13 protein-coding genes are annotated in these 17,380 nt (G+C 66.0%); 8 read left to right on the top strand and 5 right to left on the bottom strand.

Translation table 11 applies throughout. The features are described 5' to 3' along the window. The first annotated feature begins 71 nt into the window (after window positions 1–71). The 3 genes from ggt to BHE75_RS20165 all read left to right on the top strand — a co-directional run bounded on the left by ggt (window position 72) and on the right by BHE75_RS20165 (window position 4,209). Window positions 72–1,742: a gamma-glutamyltransferase gene (ggt, locus tag BHE75_RS20175; RefSeq protein WP_070935062.1), complete on the top strand. Its 1,671-nt coding sequence runs from the start codon at window positions 72–74 to the stop codon at window positions 1,740–1,742. A 106-nt stretch (window positions 1,743–1,848) separates the two neighbouring features. After that, window positions 1,849–3,645: an AMP-dependent synthetase/ligase gene (locus BHE75_RS20170; protein ID WP_070935060.1), complete on the top strand. Its 1,797-nt coding sequence runs from the start codon at window positions 1,849–1,851 to the stop codon at window positions 3,643–3,645. Window positions 3,646–3,753: 108 nt separating this feature from the next. Continuing rightward, window positions 3,754–4,209, top strand: coding sequence for an Lrp/AsnC ligand binding domain-containing protein (locus tag BHE75_RS20165; protein WP_015458497.1), 456 nt, complete (start codon window positions 3,754–3,756; stop codon window positions 4,207–4,209). Window positions 4,210–4,356: 147 nt separating this feature from the next. Here BHE75_RS20165 and BHE75_RS20160 read toward each other — a convergent pair whose 3' ends face one another. The 3 genes from BHE75_RS20160 to BHE75_RS20150 form a co-directional block, all read right to left on the bottom strand. Further along, window positions 4,357–6,042 carry an amidohydrolase family protein gene (locus tag BHE75_RS20160; RefSeq protein WP_015458496.1) on the bottom strand — a complete coding sequence of 562 codons (1,686 nt, stop codon included), beginning with the start codon at window positions 6,040–6,042 and terminating at the stop codon, window positions 4,357–4,359. 144 nt (window positions 6,043–6,186) lie between these two features. Then, window positions 6,187–7,806 carry an amidohydrolase family protein gene (locus BHE75_RS20155; protein ID WP_051128818.1) on the bottom strand — a complete coding sequence of 540 codons (1,620 nt, stop codon included), beginning with the start codon at window positions 7,804–7,806 and terminating at the stop codon, window positions 6,187–6,189. A gap of 176 nt (window positions 7,807–7,982) precedes the next feature. Next, window positions 7,983–10,298 (bottom strand): TonB-dependent receptor, encoded by a 2,316-nt coding sequence (locus BHE75_RS20150; protein ID WP_191225231.1) that lies wholly within the window; start codon window positions 10,296–10,298, stop codon window positions 7,983–7,985. Between the two features lie 261 nt (window positions 10,299–10,559). On the opposite strand from BHE75_RS20150, the gene BHE75_RS24600 reads away from it, so the two are divergent. Further along, window positions 10,560–10,706, top strand: a complete 147-nt coding sequence (locus BHE75_RS24600; protein ID WP_191225230.1) for a hypothetical protein — start codon at window positions 10,560–10,562, stop codon at window positions 10,704–10,706. 197 nt (window positions 10,707–10,903) lie between these two features. Here BHE75_RS24600 and BHE75_RS20145 read toward each other — a convergent pair whose 3' ends face one another. Further along, window positions 10,904–11,119 carry a DUF2061 domain-containing protein gene (locus BHE75_RS20145; protein ID WP_070935058.1) on the bottom strand — a complete coding sequence of 72 codons (216 nt, stop codon included), beginning with the start codon at window positions 11,117–11,119 and terminating at the stop codon, window positions 10,904–10,906. Between the two features lie 91 nt (window positions 11,120–11,210). After that, window positions 11,211–12,245 carry a quinone-dependent dihydroorotate dehydrogenase gene (locus tag BHE75_RS20140; protein WP_070935055.1) on the bottom strand — a complete coding sequence of 345 codons (1,035 nt, stop codon included), beginning with the start codon at window positions 12,243–12,245 and terminating at the stop codon, window positions 11,211–11,213. A gap of 144 nt (window positions 12,246–12,389) precedes the next feature. Between BHE75_RS20140 and BHE75_RS20135 the strand changes: the two genes are divergently transcribed. From BHE75_RS20135 to sufB, 4 genes are all read left to right on the top strand, one after another. Beyond that, window positions 12,390–14,213 (top strand): DUF885 domain-containing protein, encoded by a 1,824-nt coding sequence (locus BHE75_RS20135; protein ID WP_070935053.1) that lies wholly within the window; start codon window positions 12,390–12,392, stop codon window positions 14,211–14,213. A 295-nt stretch (window positions 14,214–14,508) separates the two neighbouring features. After that, the gene (locus BHE75_RS20130) at window positions 14,509–15,378 is read left to right on the top strand and encodes a helix-turn-helix domain-containing protein (protein WP_236626876.1); all 870 of its coding nucleotides are present in this window, start codon (window positions 14,509–14,511) and stop codon (window positions 15,376–15,378) included. Window positions 15,379–15,485: 107 nt separating this feature from the next. After that, a complete protein-coding gene (locus tag BHE75_RS20125) occupies window positions 15,486–15,908 on the top strand; it encodes an SUF system Fe-S cluster assembly regulator (RefSeq protein ID WP_070936196.1) in 423 nt (140 codons plus the stop codon). After that, the gene (sufB, locus tag BHE75_RS20120; protein ID WP_070935051.1) at window positions 15,905–17,377 is read left to right on the top strand and encodes a Fe-S cluster assembly protein SufB; all 1,473 of its coding nucleotides are present in this window, start codon (window positions 15,905–15,907) and stop codon (window positions 17,375–17,377) included. Before BHE75_RS20125 ends, sufB begins: the two co-directional genes overlap by 4 nt. The last annotated feature ends 3 nt before the right edge of the window (window positions 17,378–17,380 follow it).

The following is a 17,380-nucleotide window of genomic DNA, read 5'->3' as shown; positions in this document are numbered from 1 at the left end:
TGCCGGATTCTCGACAGCCCCGAGCGCGCCTCCCTTTCATTTCCGGGCGGGACTGCTCTAAGGCTGGTGGCATGATCGCGCGCCTTTTCCTGCTCTTCGCCCTTTTTACCGCCGCCCTCCCCGCTTATGCGGCGGGCGGCATCGTCACCGCCGCCGATCCGCGCGCGGCGGAGGCCGGGCGGGAGATGCTGCGCGCCGGCGGCAGCGCCACCGATGCGGCGATGGCGATCATGCTGGCCCTGAGCGTGGTGGAGCCGCAATCCTCCGGCATCGGCGGCGGCGGCCTGCTCGTCCATCATGACGGCCGCACCGGGGCCATCGCCACGGTCGACGGGCGCGAGGCCGCGCCCGCCGCCGCCACGCCCGATCGCTTCATGCAGGATGGCCGGCCGATGCCGTTCGCTTCCGCCTTTCCCGGCGGCAAGTCCGTCGGCGTGCCCGGCAATATCCGGCTGATGGCGGAGGCGCATCGCCAATGGGGCCGGCTGCCCTGGGCGAAACTGTTCGAACCCGCGATCCGGCTGGCCGAAGGCGGCTACAAGGTCACGCCGCGGATGAGCCAGTTCGCCGGCTATGTCGCGCCGCTGTGGAAGGATTTTCCCGGCATCGCCGCCATTTATGCCCGCGACGACGGCAAGGCGCCCCCGGTCGGCACCCTGATCCGCAATCCCGCGCTGGCGAAGCTGCTGCGCGATGTCGCCGCCGGCGGGCCGGATGCCTTCTACGGCGGCAGGAACGGCCAGGCGATCGTCGATGCGGTCAGCAAGGCGCCGGTCAATCCCGTGCCGCTCACGCTCGCCGATCTCGCCGCCTATCGCGCGAAGGAACGCCCGGCGCTGTGCGGCGCCTATCGGGGCTATCGCGTCTGCGGCATGGGGCCGCCCTCGTCAGGCACCACCACCATCCTCCAGATGCTCGGCATGCTCGAACGCTTCGACATGGCCGCGCTCGGCAAGGACAGCCCGGAGGCATGGCACCTGATCGGCGAGGCGATGCAGCTTGCCTATGCCGATCGCGATACCTGGCTGGGCGATACCGATTTCGTGTCGGTGCCGCTGCAGGGGCTGATCGACCGCGACTATCTCGCCCGCCGTTCCGCGCTGATCGCGCCCGATCATGCCCGTGGCACCTATGAACCGGGCGTGCCGCCGGGGGCGGAGCCGCGCACCGCCGCCGTCTCCGGCGAGGTTTCGGGCACCACCCATTTCGTCGCGGTCGATGGCGACGGCGATGTCGTAACGATGACCTCCACGGTCGAAGGGCCGTTCGGCAGCCAGCTCGTCGCCTCGGGCATGGTGCTCAACAACGAGCTGACCGATTTCACCTTCGCGCCGGAAAAGGATGGCGCCCCCGTCGCCAACCGGGTGGAGCCCGGCAAGCGGCCGCTCTCCTCCATGTCGCCCACCATCGTCTACGGGCCGGACGGCAAGGTGGTGCTGGCGATCGGGTCCGCCGGCGGCAAGCGGATCATCATGCATGTGATGAAGGCGCTGGTCGGCGTGCTCGACTGGAAGCTGCCCGCGGCCGATGCGATCGCGCTGCCCAACATCTTCTTCGGCGGCGGCGCGCTTCAGGTGGAACAGGGCAGCGCGCTCGATGCCATGCGCCCCGCGCTCGCCCGTTTCGGCCAGCCCGTCGTCGCGGCGGATCTGCCGTCGAAGCTCAACGCGATCGAACGTATCGGCGATGGCTGGCGCGGTGCCGCCGATCCGCGCAGCGAAGGCGTGGTGCTGGCGGAATAGCGCCGGCCGGCCCGCTGTGCGAGCGGCCTTTCCGTAGCGGGTGCATCGGGCTATCCCGGCAGCGGGGGCAGCAGAGAAGGCCCCGGAGAGGCTGCAGGAACAGGGCATGCGCACGCTGGAACATTTCCCCAATCTCGTCACCATGTTCTTCACGCGCGCACGGGAGAAGGGCGGCGCGCCCTTCCTCTGGGCCAAGCGGGGCGATGGTTGGCAGCCGACAAGCTGGGCGGAGGCCGCGCGCGAGGTGGCGGCGCTGGCCGAAGGCCTGCGCGGCATGGGGCTGAGGCGCGGCGACCGGGTGATGCTGGTTTCCGAAAACCGCCCCGAATGGTGCATCGCCGATCTCGCGATCATGGCGGCCGGCCTGGTGACGGTGCCCACCTACACCACCAATACCGAGCGGGATCACGCCCATATCCTGGAGAATAGCGGCGCGCGCGCGGTGATCGTGTCGACGCCCAAGCTGGCCCGCGCGCTGATGCCGGCGGTGCTGCGTTCCACCGGCTGCCGCCACGTCATCGGTATCGAGCCGCTGCGCATCGGCCAGTCGGGCGACGTGCGCTTCCACGACTGGGCGGAGCTGATCGCATCCCAGCCCGGCGATATCGCCGCGGCGGAGGCGGCCGCCGATTTCGGGCGCGACGACCTCGCCTGCATCATCTACACCTCCGGCACCGGCGGCGCGCCGCGCGGCGTGCGCCAGCATCATGGCGCGATCCTCCACAATGTCGCCGGCTGCACCACGATCATCGCCGAGGATTTCGGCTGGGATGACGAGGTGTTCCTATCCTTCCTGCCCCTGAGCCACGCCTATGAGCATACCGGCGGCCAGCATTTCCCGATCGGGCTCGGCGCGCAGATCTATTATGCCGAGGGGCTGGAAAAGCTCGCCTCCAATATCGAGGAGGTGCGCCCCACCATCATGGTGGTCGTCCCTCGCCTGTTCGAGGTGCTGCGCGCCCGCGTGTTGAAATCGATCGAGAAGCAGGGCCGCACCGCGCAATATCTGATGCGCCGCGCGCTCCAGATCGGCGAGAAGAATTATGCCGGCCGCTCCACGCTGGGCGACCTGCCGATGAAGCTCATCCTGCGGCGCACCCTGAAGCCCAAGGTGGGCAAGCGCTTCGGCGGGCGGATGAAGGCGATGGTGTCGGGCGGCGCGCCGCTCAACCCGGAAGTGGGGCTGTTCTTCCACTCATTGGGCCTCACCTTCCTGCAGGGCTATGGCCAGACGGAGGCGGCGCCGGTCATCTCCTGCAACCGTCCCTCGGCCGGGATCAAGATGGACACGGTCGGCCCGCCGCTGCCCGGCGTGGAGGTCCGCATCGCCGACGATGGCGAGATTCTCGTGCGCGGCGAGCTGGTGATGCACGGCTATTGGCGGAATGAGGAGGAGACGGCGCGCGTCCTCAAGGACGGCTGGCTGCACACCGGCGATGTCGGCCATATCGACGAGAAGGGCCGCATCGTCATCACCGATCGCAAGAAGGACATCATCGTCAACGACAAGGGCGACAATGTCGCGCCCCAGAAGATCGAGGGGATGCTGACGCTCGAGCCGGAGATCCTGCAGGCGATGGTGACGGGCGACCGGCGGCCACATCTGGTCGGCCTGATCGTCCCCGATCCCGAATGGGCGCGCGAATGGGCGGAGGCGCAGGGGATTGCCTATGACCCCGCCGTGCTGCGCGGCGATCCCGCCTTCCAGAAGGCGCTGATGGCGGCGGTCGATCGCGTGAACGGCAGCCTTTCGGTGATCGAGAAGGTCCGCCGCATCCTGATCGCCGACGAACCCTTCTCGATCGAGAATGAGATGCTCACGCCCTCGCTCAAGATCCGCCGTCACATCATCCGCAAGGCCTATGGCGCGGCGTTGGACGCGCTCTACGGCACGCGCTCCTGACGGGCGGTAACCACTTTTGATTTTCGGGATATACTCAATATAGACTTGCGAAATACATGAAAATCGTTGCAGTTTGTCTGGATCAATTTCGGAACCGGAGATTCGGCAATGATTGATGAGACGGACCGTCGAATCCTGCGGGCGATTCAGGGTGAAGGGCGAATAACCAACCAGGAACTCGCCGCCCGATGCGGATTATCTGCTTCGGCCTGCTTCGATCGGCTGCGCAAATTGCGCGAGCAGGGCTATATCACCGGCTTCGCCGCGCTGCTCGATCCGGTGAAGCTCGATCGCGCGCTGTTGATGTTCATCGAAGTATTGCTCGATCGCACGACCGGAGACGTTTTTCAGGATTTCGCGGCGGCCGTCAGCAATCTGCCCGAGATATTGGAATGTCACATGGTGGCGGGCGGCTTCGATTATCTTATCAAGGTCCGCGTGCGGGACATGGCGGCCTACCGCGCCTTCCTCGCCGATACGCTGGTGCAGATGCCTGGCGTCCGCGAAACCCGCACCTATGCGGTGCTGGACGAGGTGAAGAACGTCACCGCGCTGCCGATCTGATCGCGGCCTGGTTCCGGATTGCTGGAAAACGCCGGCCTCGGGCCGGCGTTTTTGTCTGGGCTCCAGGTCGTCGGGGCGATGGCTATGCCCCGAACCGCCCGGCGGTTCCCCCGCCGCCGTGGGGGGCGGCGGCGGGAGATGCGGGTGTTACTGGCCCGGATTGGGGGCCGGCGCGCCGGGCTGGCCCAGCCGGGTCTTCTCCGAAGCCACCATGTCGGCCACTTCGGCCAGCAGCTTCTTCGCGTCGAAGACGATGCCGTCCTTGATCGTGTAGCTGACGCCGCCGACCAGCTCCTGCTTGTTCGTCTCCGGGTTCAGCCGCAGGTGGCCGGTGCCATAGAGCGTCTTCAGGTTGGCGAGCGGGTTTTCCTTCACGATCACCATGTCGGCGAGCATGCCGGGGCGGATGACGCCGGTGGGCGCGGGCACGCCCTTGGGCCGCCAGGCCTCGTCCGCGCCCCACATGGTGGCCGAACGCATGATCTCCAGCGGGGTGAAGCCGGCCTCGCGGAACAGCTCCAGCTCCTCGATATAGGCGAAGCCGTAGACCTTGAAGATGAAGCCGGAATCGGTGCCCACCGTCACCCGGCCGCCCATATTCTTGTAGGCGTTCATCAGCTTGAAGAAATTGCCGTAGAAGCGGCCCCAGGCGAACTCGTTCTCCGTCGTCCAATCGTAGAAATAGGAACCGTGATTGTCGCGGGTGGACTGGAAATAGTTCCAAAGCTGCGGAGTGGTGAACTTGTTCTGCCAGTCGGCGTTGCGCGCCCGCATCAGATCGCGCGAGGCAGCGTAGATGTTGAACGTCGGGTTGAAGATGACGTTGTTTTCTTTCTGGTGCTGCAGATATTCGCCCCATTGCGGCGAACCGGCCGGAAACACCTCGTCCCAGATCTCGGCGACCTCGCCGAAGCGATGCTGCTCGTTATTATAATCATAATCGACCGGGAACTGCTGGATGGTCGCATCCTTCAGCAGCGATTCGAAATGGCCGTAATAATGCGTCACCGTATCGAGATGCGCGTCGCCGGCGTTGCGAGCGTTGAAATTGGCGACGCCGGTCTGCGCGAGGTGGGCGACGGTGCCCATCTTGTTCTTGTGGGCCTCGTCGATCGCGGCGGCGATGATCTCGGGCGTTTCCTCGGGCCGGTTGAAGAACTTGATGCCGTCGATATTATTCTTGGCGGCCCAGCGCACCCAGAGACGGGCTTTTTCGGCGGAATCGATCGCGCCGCCGCTCCAGCCCGCGCCCAGCGTCTGATAGTTGAAGATGCGCGGGGCGGCGATCTCGTTGGCGGCCGAGCGGTTCTTCTCGGAGCTGGCGACCGCCGGATCGGCCAGCGGCACGCCGCGCACGGTCGTCACGCCATGGGCCAGCCACAGCTTGTAGGCGTAGCTGACGTCCGGTGCCTTGTCGCTGGCCGGGGTGTGGACGTGCATGTCGACGAAGCCGGGCATCACATACATGCCGGTGGCGTCGATCTCATAATCGGCGTCGCGCGGCTCGCGCTCGGCCTTCAGCGGCAGGCCCGGCCAGCCGGCCTGGGTGACGGCGGTGATCTTGTTGCCTTCGACGGTGATGTCCACCGGCCCGCGCGGCGGCGCGCCGGTGCCGTCGATCAGCGTGGCGCCACGGATCACGAACTTGCGGAACGGCCCCTTGCTCTCGGCGGACGTGCGCGCGGGCGCGGGCACGAATTGCGGCCGCGCGCCGGCGACCGCGCCGGTGGCGCCGCCGGCATACCATTCGTCCGGGTCATGGGCGGGGGACACGGTGGCGAGGCAGGTCGTGGCCAGCGCCAGCGCGGTCAGGCGGAGGATCATCTTCTTCATTGTTTCAGCCCCTTTGCTCTTCCCGTCTGGCGTTGTGCGACCGGCAGGGAATCCTTGTCTTTCATCGGCTTGCCCGGCACCCCGATCAAGGGGCGCCGGGCGGAACAAAAAAGGGCGGCCAACTTCGACCGCCCAGTAACAGGATCAGGGATGCGGCAGGCCTTCCTCGGGCATCCCCATGCGCCGCTTCTCGGCCTTCACCATCTCGGCCACGTCGGAAAGCAGCTTCTTCGCGTCGTAGACGATGCCGTCCTTCACGGTGTAGCTGACGCCGCCGACCCGCTCGAGCTTCTGGGTCTGCTCGTTCAGCCGCAGCGCGCCGGTGCCGTAGAGCGTCTTGAAGTTCTGGAGCGGGTTTTCCTTGACGATGACGAGATCGGCGAGCTTGCCGACGCGCACCGTGCCGATCGGCGGCACGGGCTGGCCCTTGGGCTCATAGAGGGTCAGCGCGCCGTTCAGCGTGGCGGACATCAGCACCTGGCTCGGGTTGAAGCCGGCTTCCTGCAGCATCTCCAGCTCCTGGACATAGCCGAAGCCATAGGGCTCGAAGATGAAGCCCGAATCCGAACCCGTCGTCACGCGGCCGCCGATATTCTTGTAATCGTTCAGCAGGCGCATGAACTTGTGGTAGAAATTGCGCCACTTGATCTCGGTGCCCACGGTCCAGTCGTAGAAATAGGAACCGTGGTTCTCGCGCGACGACTGATAGAAGCCCCAGAGCTGCGGCATGGTATATTTGTCATGCCAGTCGGCGTTGCGGGCGTGCATCAGATCGCGCCCGGCGGCGTAGATCGTCATCGTCGGATCGAAGGTGACGTGGTTTTCCTTCTGCTTTTCCAGATAGGCCCACCATTCCGGCGATCCCTCGGCCACGCTTTCCTCGTAGAGGTTGGCGACATCGCCGAAACGGTCCTGCTCGTCGGCATAATTATAATCGTGCCGCCAGTTCTGGACCTGGCCGTTCTTCAGCATGGATTCGAAGTGGCCGTAGAAATGGGTGACGGTGCCGAGGCCCGCCTCGCCCGCCTGCAGCGCGTTCATCCGGCCCACGCCGATCTGGGAAAGATGGGCGACGGTGCCGAGCTTCTGCTTCTTGGCCTCGTCGATGATCGCCTCGATCACTTCCGGCGGCTGATCCTCATTATCGATCAGCTTGATGCCGTCGATGCCCTGCTTGGCCGCCCACTGCACCCAGGCGCGCGCCTTTTCGGGCGTGTTGGTGCGGCCGCCGGTCCAGCCCTTGCCCTGGCCGGGGCGCTGATAGGCGAAGATGCGCGGGGCGACGATCTCGTTGCGGGCGGAACGCGCCCGCTCGCTCAGCGAGATTTCGAGGGGGGCGAGGTCCACGCCGCGCACGGTCGTCACGCCATGGGCCAGCCAGAGCTTGTAGGAATAGCTCATGTCCGGCGCCTTGTCGTCGCTGGCGCCATGGACGTGCATGTCGACGAAGCCCGGCGTCACATACATGCCGGTGGCGTCGAGCTCATAGTCGAAGTCGCGGGGCTCGCGGCCCTGCTTCATCGCCAGGCCGGGCGTGCCGGCCGGCAGGATATCGGCGATGACGTTGTTTTCGATGACGATGTCTACGGGGCCGCGCGGCGGGGCGCCCGAACCGTCGATCAGGGTGACGCCGCGGATCACCATCTTGCGGAAGGGGCCGGCACCTTCGCCGGGCTGGCGGGCGGGGGCGGGGTTGGCGCCCGCGCGCGGCTTCACCGCATCCACCTTGCCGCCGGCGGGCGGCGCCTGGTGGGCGCTGGCCATCGGCCCGCCCGAAAGGCCGAAGCCGGCGGCGCCGATCAGCAGCGCGCTACGCACGAACCCGAATTTATGCTTTTTCATTTCAGAACCCCTGTTCCCGGTTAGGCAGTGCGGCGCCCACGCGAGGGGGCGCAATCCGCGCCGGTCCGGGTTGGGATCGGACCGGCGCGGAAGCAGGCTCAGCGGAAGCGCTTGAGCAGGCTCAGGCCGAACGTGCGCGGCGGAGCGCTGTAGACGGTGGTCTTGCCACCGGTGTTGGAGCTCGATCCGCGGCTGTTGACCGCCGCCGCATCGAACAGGTTGTTGATGAACAGATGCGCGCTCCACTCGCCGTCCGGCGCCTGGACGCCGAAGCGGAGGTTGACCAGCTCGAACGCGTCGACCTTGCGGCGATAGACGTCGAGCGGGGAGAGCGTGCTGTAGGAGTTGCTGGTGTAGCTTGCGTCGACGCGGACGACACCGTCCAGCCCGTCGGTCAGGCCGGTGGTATATTCCGCTGTCCCAGCGAGGTTCCACTTCGGCACATAGGCCAGGCGATCGCCCTTGCGGCCGGTGGCGATCACGACCTCGCTCACCTGGTCTTCCGAAAGCTTGGCGTCGGTGTAGCCGACATTGGCGATCAGCGAGAGGCCGTCGATCGGGGTGGCGTTCAGCTCCACCTCGGCGCCGCGGATGCGGGCCGCGCCGGCGTTGGCGATCAGGCCGAACACCGATCCGGTGCCGGCGGTGCGGCCCGAGACCTGCAGGTCGTCCCAGTCGATCTGGTAGCCGGTGACGTTGAAGTAGACGCCGGGCATGATCTTGGACTTTACGCCAAGCTCATAGTTCCACAGGCTGTCGGACTTGTAGGCCGCAAGCGCCGCCGGCAGGCCGATCACCTGGTTGACGCCGCCGGGGCGGAAGCCCTGCGCCGCCTGGGCATAGACCATCAGGTCGCTGGTGAACTCATAGGAGACGTTGAACTTGTAGACGAAGCCGTCCTCGCTGGAGCTTTCCTCGGTATATGGCGTGACCCTCGAGGAATAATGCTCCTGGCCCTTGTCGATGCGGCCGCCGACCGTCTTGTCATAGTCGTAATAGCGCGCACCGGCCGTCAGCGTCAGCTTGTCGAAGAACTTGTAGGAAAGCTCCGCGAAGGCAGCCTTCTGCTTCAGGCGATCCTTGATCGTGCGATCGTAGAAGATGTTCTCGTCCACGAAGTCCTGCAGCTGGCCGGTATTGGGATCGGCCGTCAGCAGGGTGCTGCGCACGGTGGTCTTGCGGTCTTCGGAGAAGAGGCCGACCGTCCAGTTGAACGGACCGCCGTCGGTCGAGCTCACGCGCAGCTCGTTGGTCCAGTTCTTGATCCGCTGCGGCTGGTAGAGGCTCGAATAGAGGATGCGATCGGTCTGCTCGAGATAGGTCGCAAGCTCGGTCGGCGAGCAGGTGAGGTTCACGTTGCCCAGGTGATAGCGCGCGCAGCCTGCGGCATTGTCGCGGCCGTTGAAGGTATCGCTGACGTCGCCGACCTGGGTGCGGTCGCGATCGAAATAGGTGGTGACGGCGGTCAGGGCTACGGGGCCGAAATCATAGTTGATCGTGCCGCTGTAGATGCGGTTCTTGTCGTAATTGCCCGATTCCGAACGGCCGTCCGTCACGTAGCGCTTGCCGGTCTCGGCGATCCAGCGCGGGCTGTCGGTCGAAACCTTCTCATAATAAGCGGCGAGGTCGACGGTCAGTTCGTCGGTCGGGGTGAAGCGCACCAGCGCGCGGCCGCCATAGGAATAGCCGTCGTTGATGTTGGTGGTGCCGTAAAACTCGTTGTCCACATAGCCGGCGAACTGGTTGTAGTTGCCGACGACGCGGATCGCGAGCTTGTCCTCGACGATCGGCAGGTTGATCATCGCGTCGGTGGAGGCGCCCATGCTGCCGCCGTCCACGGCGGACATGGTGCCGGCGACGGCCGCCTCGATCCGGTCGGTCTTCGGCTTCTCGTAGATGATGCGCACCGTGCCGCCCATCGATCCCGAGCCGTAGAGCGTGCCCTGCGGGCCGCGCAGCACTTCGGCGCGCTGCACGTCGAACAGGCGCAGGTCGGGCGTGGAACTGGCCGCGTCGCTGGTGGTGCTGACCGATCCCGAGACGGGCGACTCATCGAAATAGACGCCCACGGTCGGCTCGCCGGCGGCGGTCACGCCGCGCAGGATGACGCGGCGGTTGCCGGGGCCGCTGTCGACGATGCGCAGGCTGGGCGTGTTGCGGGTGAGATCGGTGAAGCTGGTGGTGCCGCCGCGCTGGAGCGATTCGCCGCCGACGGCGGAAATGGCGAGCGGCGTATCCTGCAGGCGGGTGTCGCGCTTCAGCGCGGTGACGACGATTTCGCCGGAATTCTCGGTTTCCTGGGCGTGGGCGAGATGTGGCATGACAAGCATCGCAGTGCCGACAAGCAGTGCAACCTTGCGCTGCGATCGGGCAGCAGAGCGCGCGGCGAAAACTTCGCCGAATCCAAATGTCATCGGAGACCCCCTTTTAAATTTTTTGTTCCAGCGCGACCCGCAGGAACCTTGTCCTCATTATCCCTTGGTTCTGATTATCGGTTTTGTTCTGTTTTTTTCTTGTCCGTGAACCGTAACATCGGCTCACGCGAAGGTGTTTGTTTTTTTGCCCCTCAAAGTAGAATTTTCTTCGGGCTGATGCCGGGAATCGAAGAATTTCTCCTGAATCGGCCTGAAGCGGCAGCTTTTCGGGTATGAGGAGGAAATGCCGGAGATATCACGATGATCGCGGTGATTCCCGCCAGCCGTTGCGGCCGGAGGCAAGCAAGGGCAGGCATCCCGCAAGGCGCGGGAACCGAGGGGATCATGTTCCGCATGCTGGACATCCATCGGCATTCCGGCGGTGATATCCGCAAAAATGGGGGATGATAGGGTTAAGCGGCCCACGGATTTGCGATCCGTGGCCCGATTTGGCGCACAGGGCGCAACATATTCGGGATCGCGGACGCATTTCTCCCGAAATGGGGACTAACCGAACGATATTCGAAAAGGCCGAAGTGGGAGGGAGCGTGCGGCCGCCGCGCGGGCCGCATATGCGGGAGCGATCCGCGCCGGATCAGGGAATTTCAGCGGGCGGCGGCGGCCCGGCCGAGGCGGGGGAGCCGCAGCCGCCCGGCCCAGGCCCGTTCGTGGAGGAAGAAGGCGACCGCGTTCACGCACGGCTCGATCAGCGCGATCCCGCCGGCGATATGCGCCGATCCGGTAAGGGCATAGGCCACGCTGAACCCCACCGTCAGGTGGATGGCGAGATAGGTGAGCGTCTTCAGATATTCGTGCGACATGGTGGCGGACCTTTGCTGGTCCGGTCTATATGCGAATCGTTCGCAATAAGATCAAGGCGATTGATATCGCTTCTGTGATCGCCTGTATCGATCAATCCTGGCCGATCGCCTGCTCGATCCGGCTGAAGCCGTCGCGCGCCATCAGTTCGGGCAGGTCGCGGACGATCCGTCGCGCCAGGCCGGGGCCTTCATAGACCAGCGCGCTGTAGAGCTGCACCAGGCTGGCGCCCGCGCGGATGCGGGCATAGGCGTCGCTTGCGCTGGCGATCCCGCCCGCCGCGATCAGCGGGATCGCGCCGCCCGTCGCCTTGCGGAAATCGCGCAGCCGCTGGAGGGCGAGATCGCGCAGCGGCGCGCCGGAAAGCCCGCCCGTCTCCCCGCGCAGCGCCGATTTCAGCGGCGGCCGGCCGATCGTGGTATTGGCGACGATCAGCGCGTCGATCTTCCGGTCGGCCGCGACGGCGGCGATATCGTCGATATCGGCGGGCTCCAGATCGGGTGCGACCTTCAGGAACACCGGCGGCCGCGCCTGCCCCCGCGCCTCCATCACGCCGGCCAGCAATTCGTCCAGCGCCGCGCGCGATTGCAGAGCCCTGAGGCCCGGCGTGTTGGGGGAGGAGATGTTGACCGTCAGATAATCGGCCACGTCCTTCATTACCGTCACGCCGCGCGCATAATCGGCGATGCGATCGGCGGCATCCTTGTTGGCGCCGATATTGACGCCGACGATGCCGGGGCGGTGGCGCCGCTTCAGCAGCCGTTCCAGCGCCGCCGCCTGGCCGCCATTGTTGAAGCCCATGCGGTTGATGACGGCGCGGTCTTCGCCCAGCCGGAACAGGCGCGGGCGCGGGTTGCCGGGCTGGGGGAAGGGGGTGAGGGTGCCCACCTCGACGAAGCCGAAGCCCAGCGAGAGCATCGCGTCCGGCACCTGTGCGTCCTTGTCGAAGCCGGCGGCCAGCCCCACCGGATTGGGGAAGGCGATGCCGGCCAGGTTCACCGCCAGCCGGGGATCGGGCGCCGGCCTGCCGCCCGCCGGTTTCAGCCGCAGCGCCGTCACCGTCGCGCGATGCGCGCTTTCGGCGTCGATGCGGAAGATGAAGGGGCGGATCAGCGGATAGAGCGACATGGCCGCCCGCCTAACCCGTCGCGCCCGCCGCTGTCATGTCTTTTGCGCGAATGGCGGTTTGACGCGGCGTCTGGTCACGCTAACACACTGGCAGGGGACCAGATGATCTAGCCGGCAATCGAACAGGATAAACAGGGAGTCCGCATGTTCCGCACCCTTCTTCTCACCTCCGCCATGCTGCTGGCGGCGCCTGCCGTGGCGCTGGCCGCGCCCGCTGCGGCGCCTGCCGCCGTTCCCACCGCGCAGGATGCCGCGCTGAAGCAGTTCTTCGTGGATTTCGACAAGGCGGAGCTTGCCCGCTCGCCGATGACCAAGGCCTATCGCGGCATCCGCGACGGCGATTACGGCAAGTGGAACGATTTCTCCGACGCGGCCGAGGTGCGCCAGCACGATGCGGAGCAGGCGGCGCTGGCGGAAATGCGCAAGCGCTTCGACCCCGCGAAGCTGAACGAGGAGGATCGCCTGTCCTTCCACCTGTTCGAAAAGATGATCGAGCGGCGCGACCGGGCCTTCCCCTATCGCGACTATGAATATGCCTTCGATCAGATGAACGGCGCGCAGAGCCAGCTTCCCGCCTTCCTCATCAACATCCACCGCGTCACCAGCAAGGCGGATGCCGAAGCCTATGTCAGCCGCCTCCAGGCGCTGGGCCCGGCGATCGACGAGATCGTTGCGGCGTCGAAGGAACGCGCGGCCAAGGGGCTGATGCCGCCCAAATGGGTCTACCCCTATGTCATCTCCGATGCGCGCAACGTCGTGGCCGGCGCGCCCTTCGGACCGGGCGAGGATGCGCCGCTCTTCGCCGATCTCAAGGCCAAGGTCGGCAAGCTGGATATCCCGCAGGCGGAGAAGGATGCGCTGATCGCCGCCGGCGCAAGCGCGCTCACCACGTCCGTCCAGCCCGCCTATCAGCGGCTGATCGCGGAGATGGCCGCGCAGGAGGCGAAGGCCGGCACCGATGACGGCGTGTGGCGGTTCCCGAACGGCGCCGCTTATTATGCGGAGCGGCTGGCCAATTACACCACCACCAGCCTGACGCCCGATCAGATCCACCAGATCGGCGTCGACAATGTCGCCCGCATCCATGGCGAGGTGCAGGCGATCATGGACAAGACCGGCTTCAAGGGCGACCTCCAGGCCTTCTTCAAGTTCATGCGCGAGGACAAGCGCTTCTACGCGCCCAATACGGACGAGGGCCGCGCCCTCTATCTCGCCGAAACCGAAAAGGCGAAGCAGTGGGTGACGGCGAAACTGCCGCAATGGTTCGGCGTGCTGCCGCAGGCGCCGCTGGTTGTGAAGCGGGTGGAGCCGTTCCGCGAGAAATCGGCCGGCAAGGCTTTCTACCAGAGCCCCGCGCCCGATGGTTCGCGCCCCGGCACCTATTATGCCAACCTCTACGACATGGCGGATATGCCGCTGTTCGAGGTGGAGGCGCTCTTCTACCATGAGGGCCTGCCCGGCCATCACCTCCAGCGGACGATCCAGACGGAGCTGAAGGACGTGCCGCCCTTCCGCCAGTTCGGCGGCGTCACCGCCTATACCGAAGGCTGGGGCCTCTATTCGGAGAAGCTCGCCAAGGACATGGGGCTCTATACCGATCCCTATCGCGATTTCGGGCGCCTCCAGCTGGAGCTGCATCGCGCGATCCGGCTGGTGGTCGATACCGGCATGCACCACAAGCGCTGGACCCGCGAGCAGGCGATCAAATATGTCGAGGACAACAGCGCCGATGCGCCGGGCGGCATCGTCAAGGCGATCGAGCGCTATGCCGTCTATCCCGGCCAGGCGACCGCCTACATGATCGGCCGCCTCAAGATCAGCGAGCTGCGCGACAAGGCGCAGAAGGCGCTGGGCGACCGCTTCGACGTGCGCGGCTTCCACGATGTCGTGCTGAAGAGCGGGCCGGTGCCGCTCGACGTGCTCGAGGAACAGGTGGATGCCTGGGTGAAGGCGCAGAAGGCGGCCTGATCGCCGGCCGGCGGGGCGCGTGCCGCGCGCGTCCCGCATGCCGGCCGGCCCTTTTCCCATCCGGGTAATTCCTGAGTCGATTCCATCCAATCGCGGCGCAGCAGAGTGCGCTAGTCACTTTCCTGCGACCCGAAGGGCTCACCGTCCAAGGATGGCGAGGCCTTTTCCTTTGGCCCGGCTGGATTTTTCCGGCCGGGCTTTTTTTGGCCCGCGGCCTTCGTCTTTTTGTCCGTGACAAGGGGGAACGAAGATGCTCCCATGCGTTCTGGACGGACAACTGGGGAGTTGGACGGACGTGGGGAATATCGGAGCCGGACGTGCCAGCACGGTGAGCCTGCGCTATTTCGCGCCGGCGCCGGAATTGCGGCGATTCATCGCGGCCTATTATATATTCCAGACGGATCAGCCACGGCTGGCCGATCTGGTCCGGGCCGATATGGCCCAGCTTCGCTTCATGGTCCAGGGCGCCGGCTGCTACGGTTTCGGCGAGGATCGCTTTGCGGGCGCTCCCGAAATCTCGCTGCTCGGGCCGACGACGGCGGCCACCGCCTTCGATGTCGAGGGGCCGGCGCTGGTGTTCGGCATCGCCATCCTGCCCATGGGCTGGGGGGCCTTGGTGCGGGAGGATGCCAGCCTCTTCGCCGATTCGGTGGTCGATGGCGCCGCCATGTTCGGGGCCGCGACGGCGGAGACGCTGGATGCGCTGCGCCACGATCCCCGCCCCAGCCGGATGATCGCGGCGGTCGATCGGCTGCTGCGCGGGCTGGTGGACGGCTCGGACTGGATGCCGGACTGGTTCGCGCTCCTCGCCGATCGCTGGCTCACCGATGCGCCGTCGCCCTCGGTCGATGCGCTGGTGCGGGAGGCCGGCGTGTCCGGCCGCCAGGTGGAGCGCCTCGCCCGCCGGCTCTATGGCGCGCCGCCCAAGCTGCTCGCCCGCAAATATCGCGCGCTGCGCGCCGCCAGCCGCTTCGCCGCCACGGGGATGGGCTGGGCGGACGCGGCGGGCGACGCTTTCTACGATCAGTCGCATTTCATCCGGGAATTCAAGCGCTTCACCGGCCACACCCCCTGCCAGTTCCAGCGCGAGCCTTCGGCCGTCACCCGCCTCACGCTTGCCCGGCGCCACCTCGCCAGCCTGCCCCGGCTCGCGCTGGTGAGCTGATCCCGCTCCGGCCTCGCCGGAACCAGGGCGGCTTCCCACCGCACCCTTGACGTAGGCGGCCATCGGCCCCAAGTGCCAATCGGAACGAATCAGTCCGATTGGAGATCATGCGCCTTTCCAGCCTTGCCGATTATGCGGTCGTGATGCTCACCGCCGCCGCGCGCCATGCCGGCGCGGGGGCGGATGATGCCCGCCTGTCCGCGGCGATGCTGGCGGAGGAGACGGGCGTGCCGCTGCCCACCGCGCAGAAGCTGATGGGCAGGTTGGCGGGCGCCGGCCTTCTCACCTCGGCGCGCGGCACCGGCGGCGGCTTCCGCCTCGCGCGCGATCCGGCGGCGATCAGCCTGGCGGAGATCATCGAGGCGGTCGAAGGCCCGATCGCGATGACGGCCTGCGTGGAGCAGGGCCGCCATGATTGCGCGCTCGAAGCCGGCTGCCGTGTCCGTCCGCACTGGACGGCGGTGAACGGCGCGGTAAAGGGCGCGCTCGGCGGGGTCAGCCTCGCCACGCTTGCAGGAGTGCCCGCATGAGTGAAGTCCGCAACCGCGAGGCCTATGAGGCCGCGCAGAAAGCCTCGACCTACGAATGGGGCTTCACCAGCGATGTCGAACAGGATTTCGCGCCCAAGGGCCTCAACGAGGATACCGTCCGCTTCATCTCGGCCAAGAAGAACGAGCCGGAATGGATGCTGGAATGGCGCCTCAAGGCCTTCCGCCTGTGGCAGACGATGACGCCGCCCGACTGGGCGAAGCTCAACGTGCCGCCGATCGACTATCAGGACGCTTATTATTACGCCGCGCCCAAGGCGAAGCCGAAGCTGAACTCGCTGGACGAGGTCGATCCCGAGATCCTCAAGGTCTATGAGAAGCTCGGCATCCCGATCGAGGAGCAGAAGGTGCTCGCCGGCGTCGAGGGCAGCCGCAAGGTGGCCGTGGACGCGGTGTTCGACTCGGTCTCCGTCGCCACCACCTTCCGCGATGAGCTGAAGAAGGCCGGCGTCATCTTCCTCTCCATCTCGGAAGCGATCCGCGAATATCCCGATATGGTGCGGAAGTGGCTGGGCAAGGTCGTGCCGATGCACGACAATTATTTCGCGACCTTGAACTGCGCGGTCTTTTCGGACGGCACCTTCGTCTACATCCCCGAAGGCGTGCGCTGCCCGATGGAGCTTTCCACCTATTTCCGCATCAATGCGGAAAATACCGGCCAGTTCGAACGCACCCTGATCGTCGCCGACAAGGGCGGCTACGTCTCCTATCTCGAAGGCTGCACCGCGCCGATGCGCGACGAGAACCAGCTCCACGCCGCCGTGGTCGAGCTGGTGGCGCTGGACGATGCCGAGATCAAATATTCCACCGTCCAGAACTGGTATCCCGGCGATGCCGACGGCAAGGGCGGCATCTACAACTTCGTCACCAAGCGCGCGCTCTGCCAGGGCCGCAACAGCAAGGTGAGCTGGACGCAGGTGGAAACCGGATCGGCGATCACCTGGAAATATCCAAGCTGCGTGCTGGCGGGCGAGAACAGCGTCGGCGAATTCTATTCGGTCGCCGTCACCAACAACATGCAGCAGGCCGATACCGGCACCAAGATGATCCATCTCGGCAAGGGGTCGCGCTCGACCATCGTGTCCAAGGGCATCTCGGCCGGCCGCTCGAACAACACCTATCGCGGCCTCGTCCGCGTCGGCCCCACGGCGGAGGGCGTGCGCAACTTCACCCAGTGCGACAGCCTGCTGCTGGGATCGGACTGCGGCGCCCACACCGTGCCCTATATCGAGGTCCGCAACCCCTCGGCCCAGATCGAGCATGAGGCGACGACCAGCAAGATTTCGGACGATCAGCTCTTCTACGCCATGTCGCGCGGGCTGGATCAGGAATCGGCCGTGGCGCTGATCGTCAACGGCTTCGCCAAGGAAGTGCTCCAGCAGCTCCCCATGGAATTCGCGGTCGAGGCGCAGAAGCTGCTCGGCATCAGCCTGGAGGGCAGCGTTGGCTGATAC

It is taken from the genome of Edaphosphingomonas haloaromaticamans (genome assembly GCF_001853345.1).
Classification (GTDB): domain Bacteria; phylum Pseudomonadota; class Alphaproteobacteria; order Sphingomonadales; family Sphingomonadaceae; genus Sphingomonas_E; species Sphingomonas_E fennica.
The sequence above is the reverse complement of the archived record's forward strand: the minus strand, read 5'-3'. Positions and strand labels throughout refer to the sequence as shown.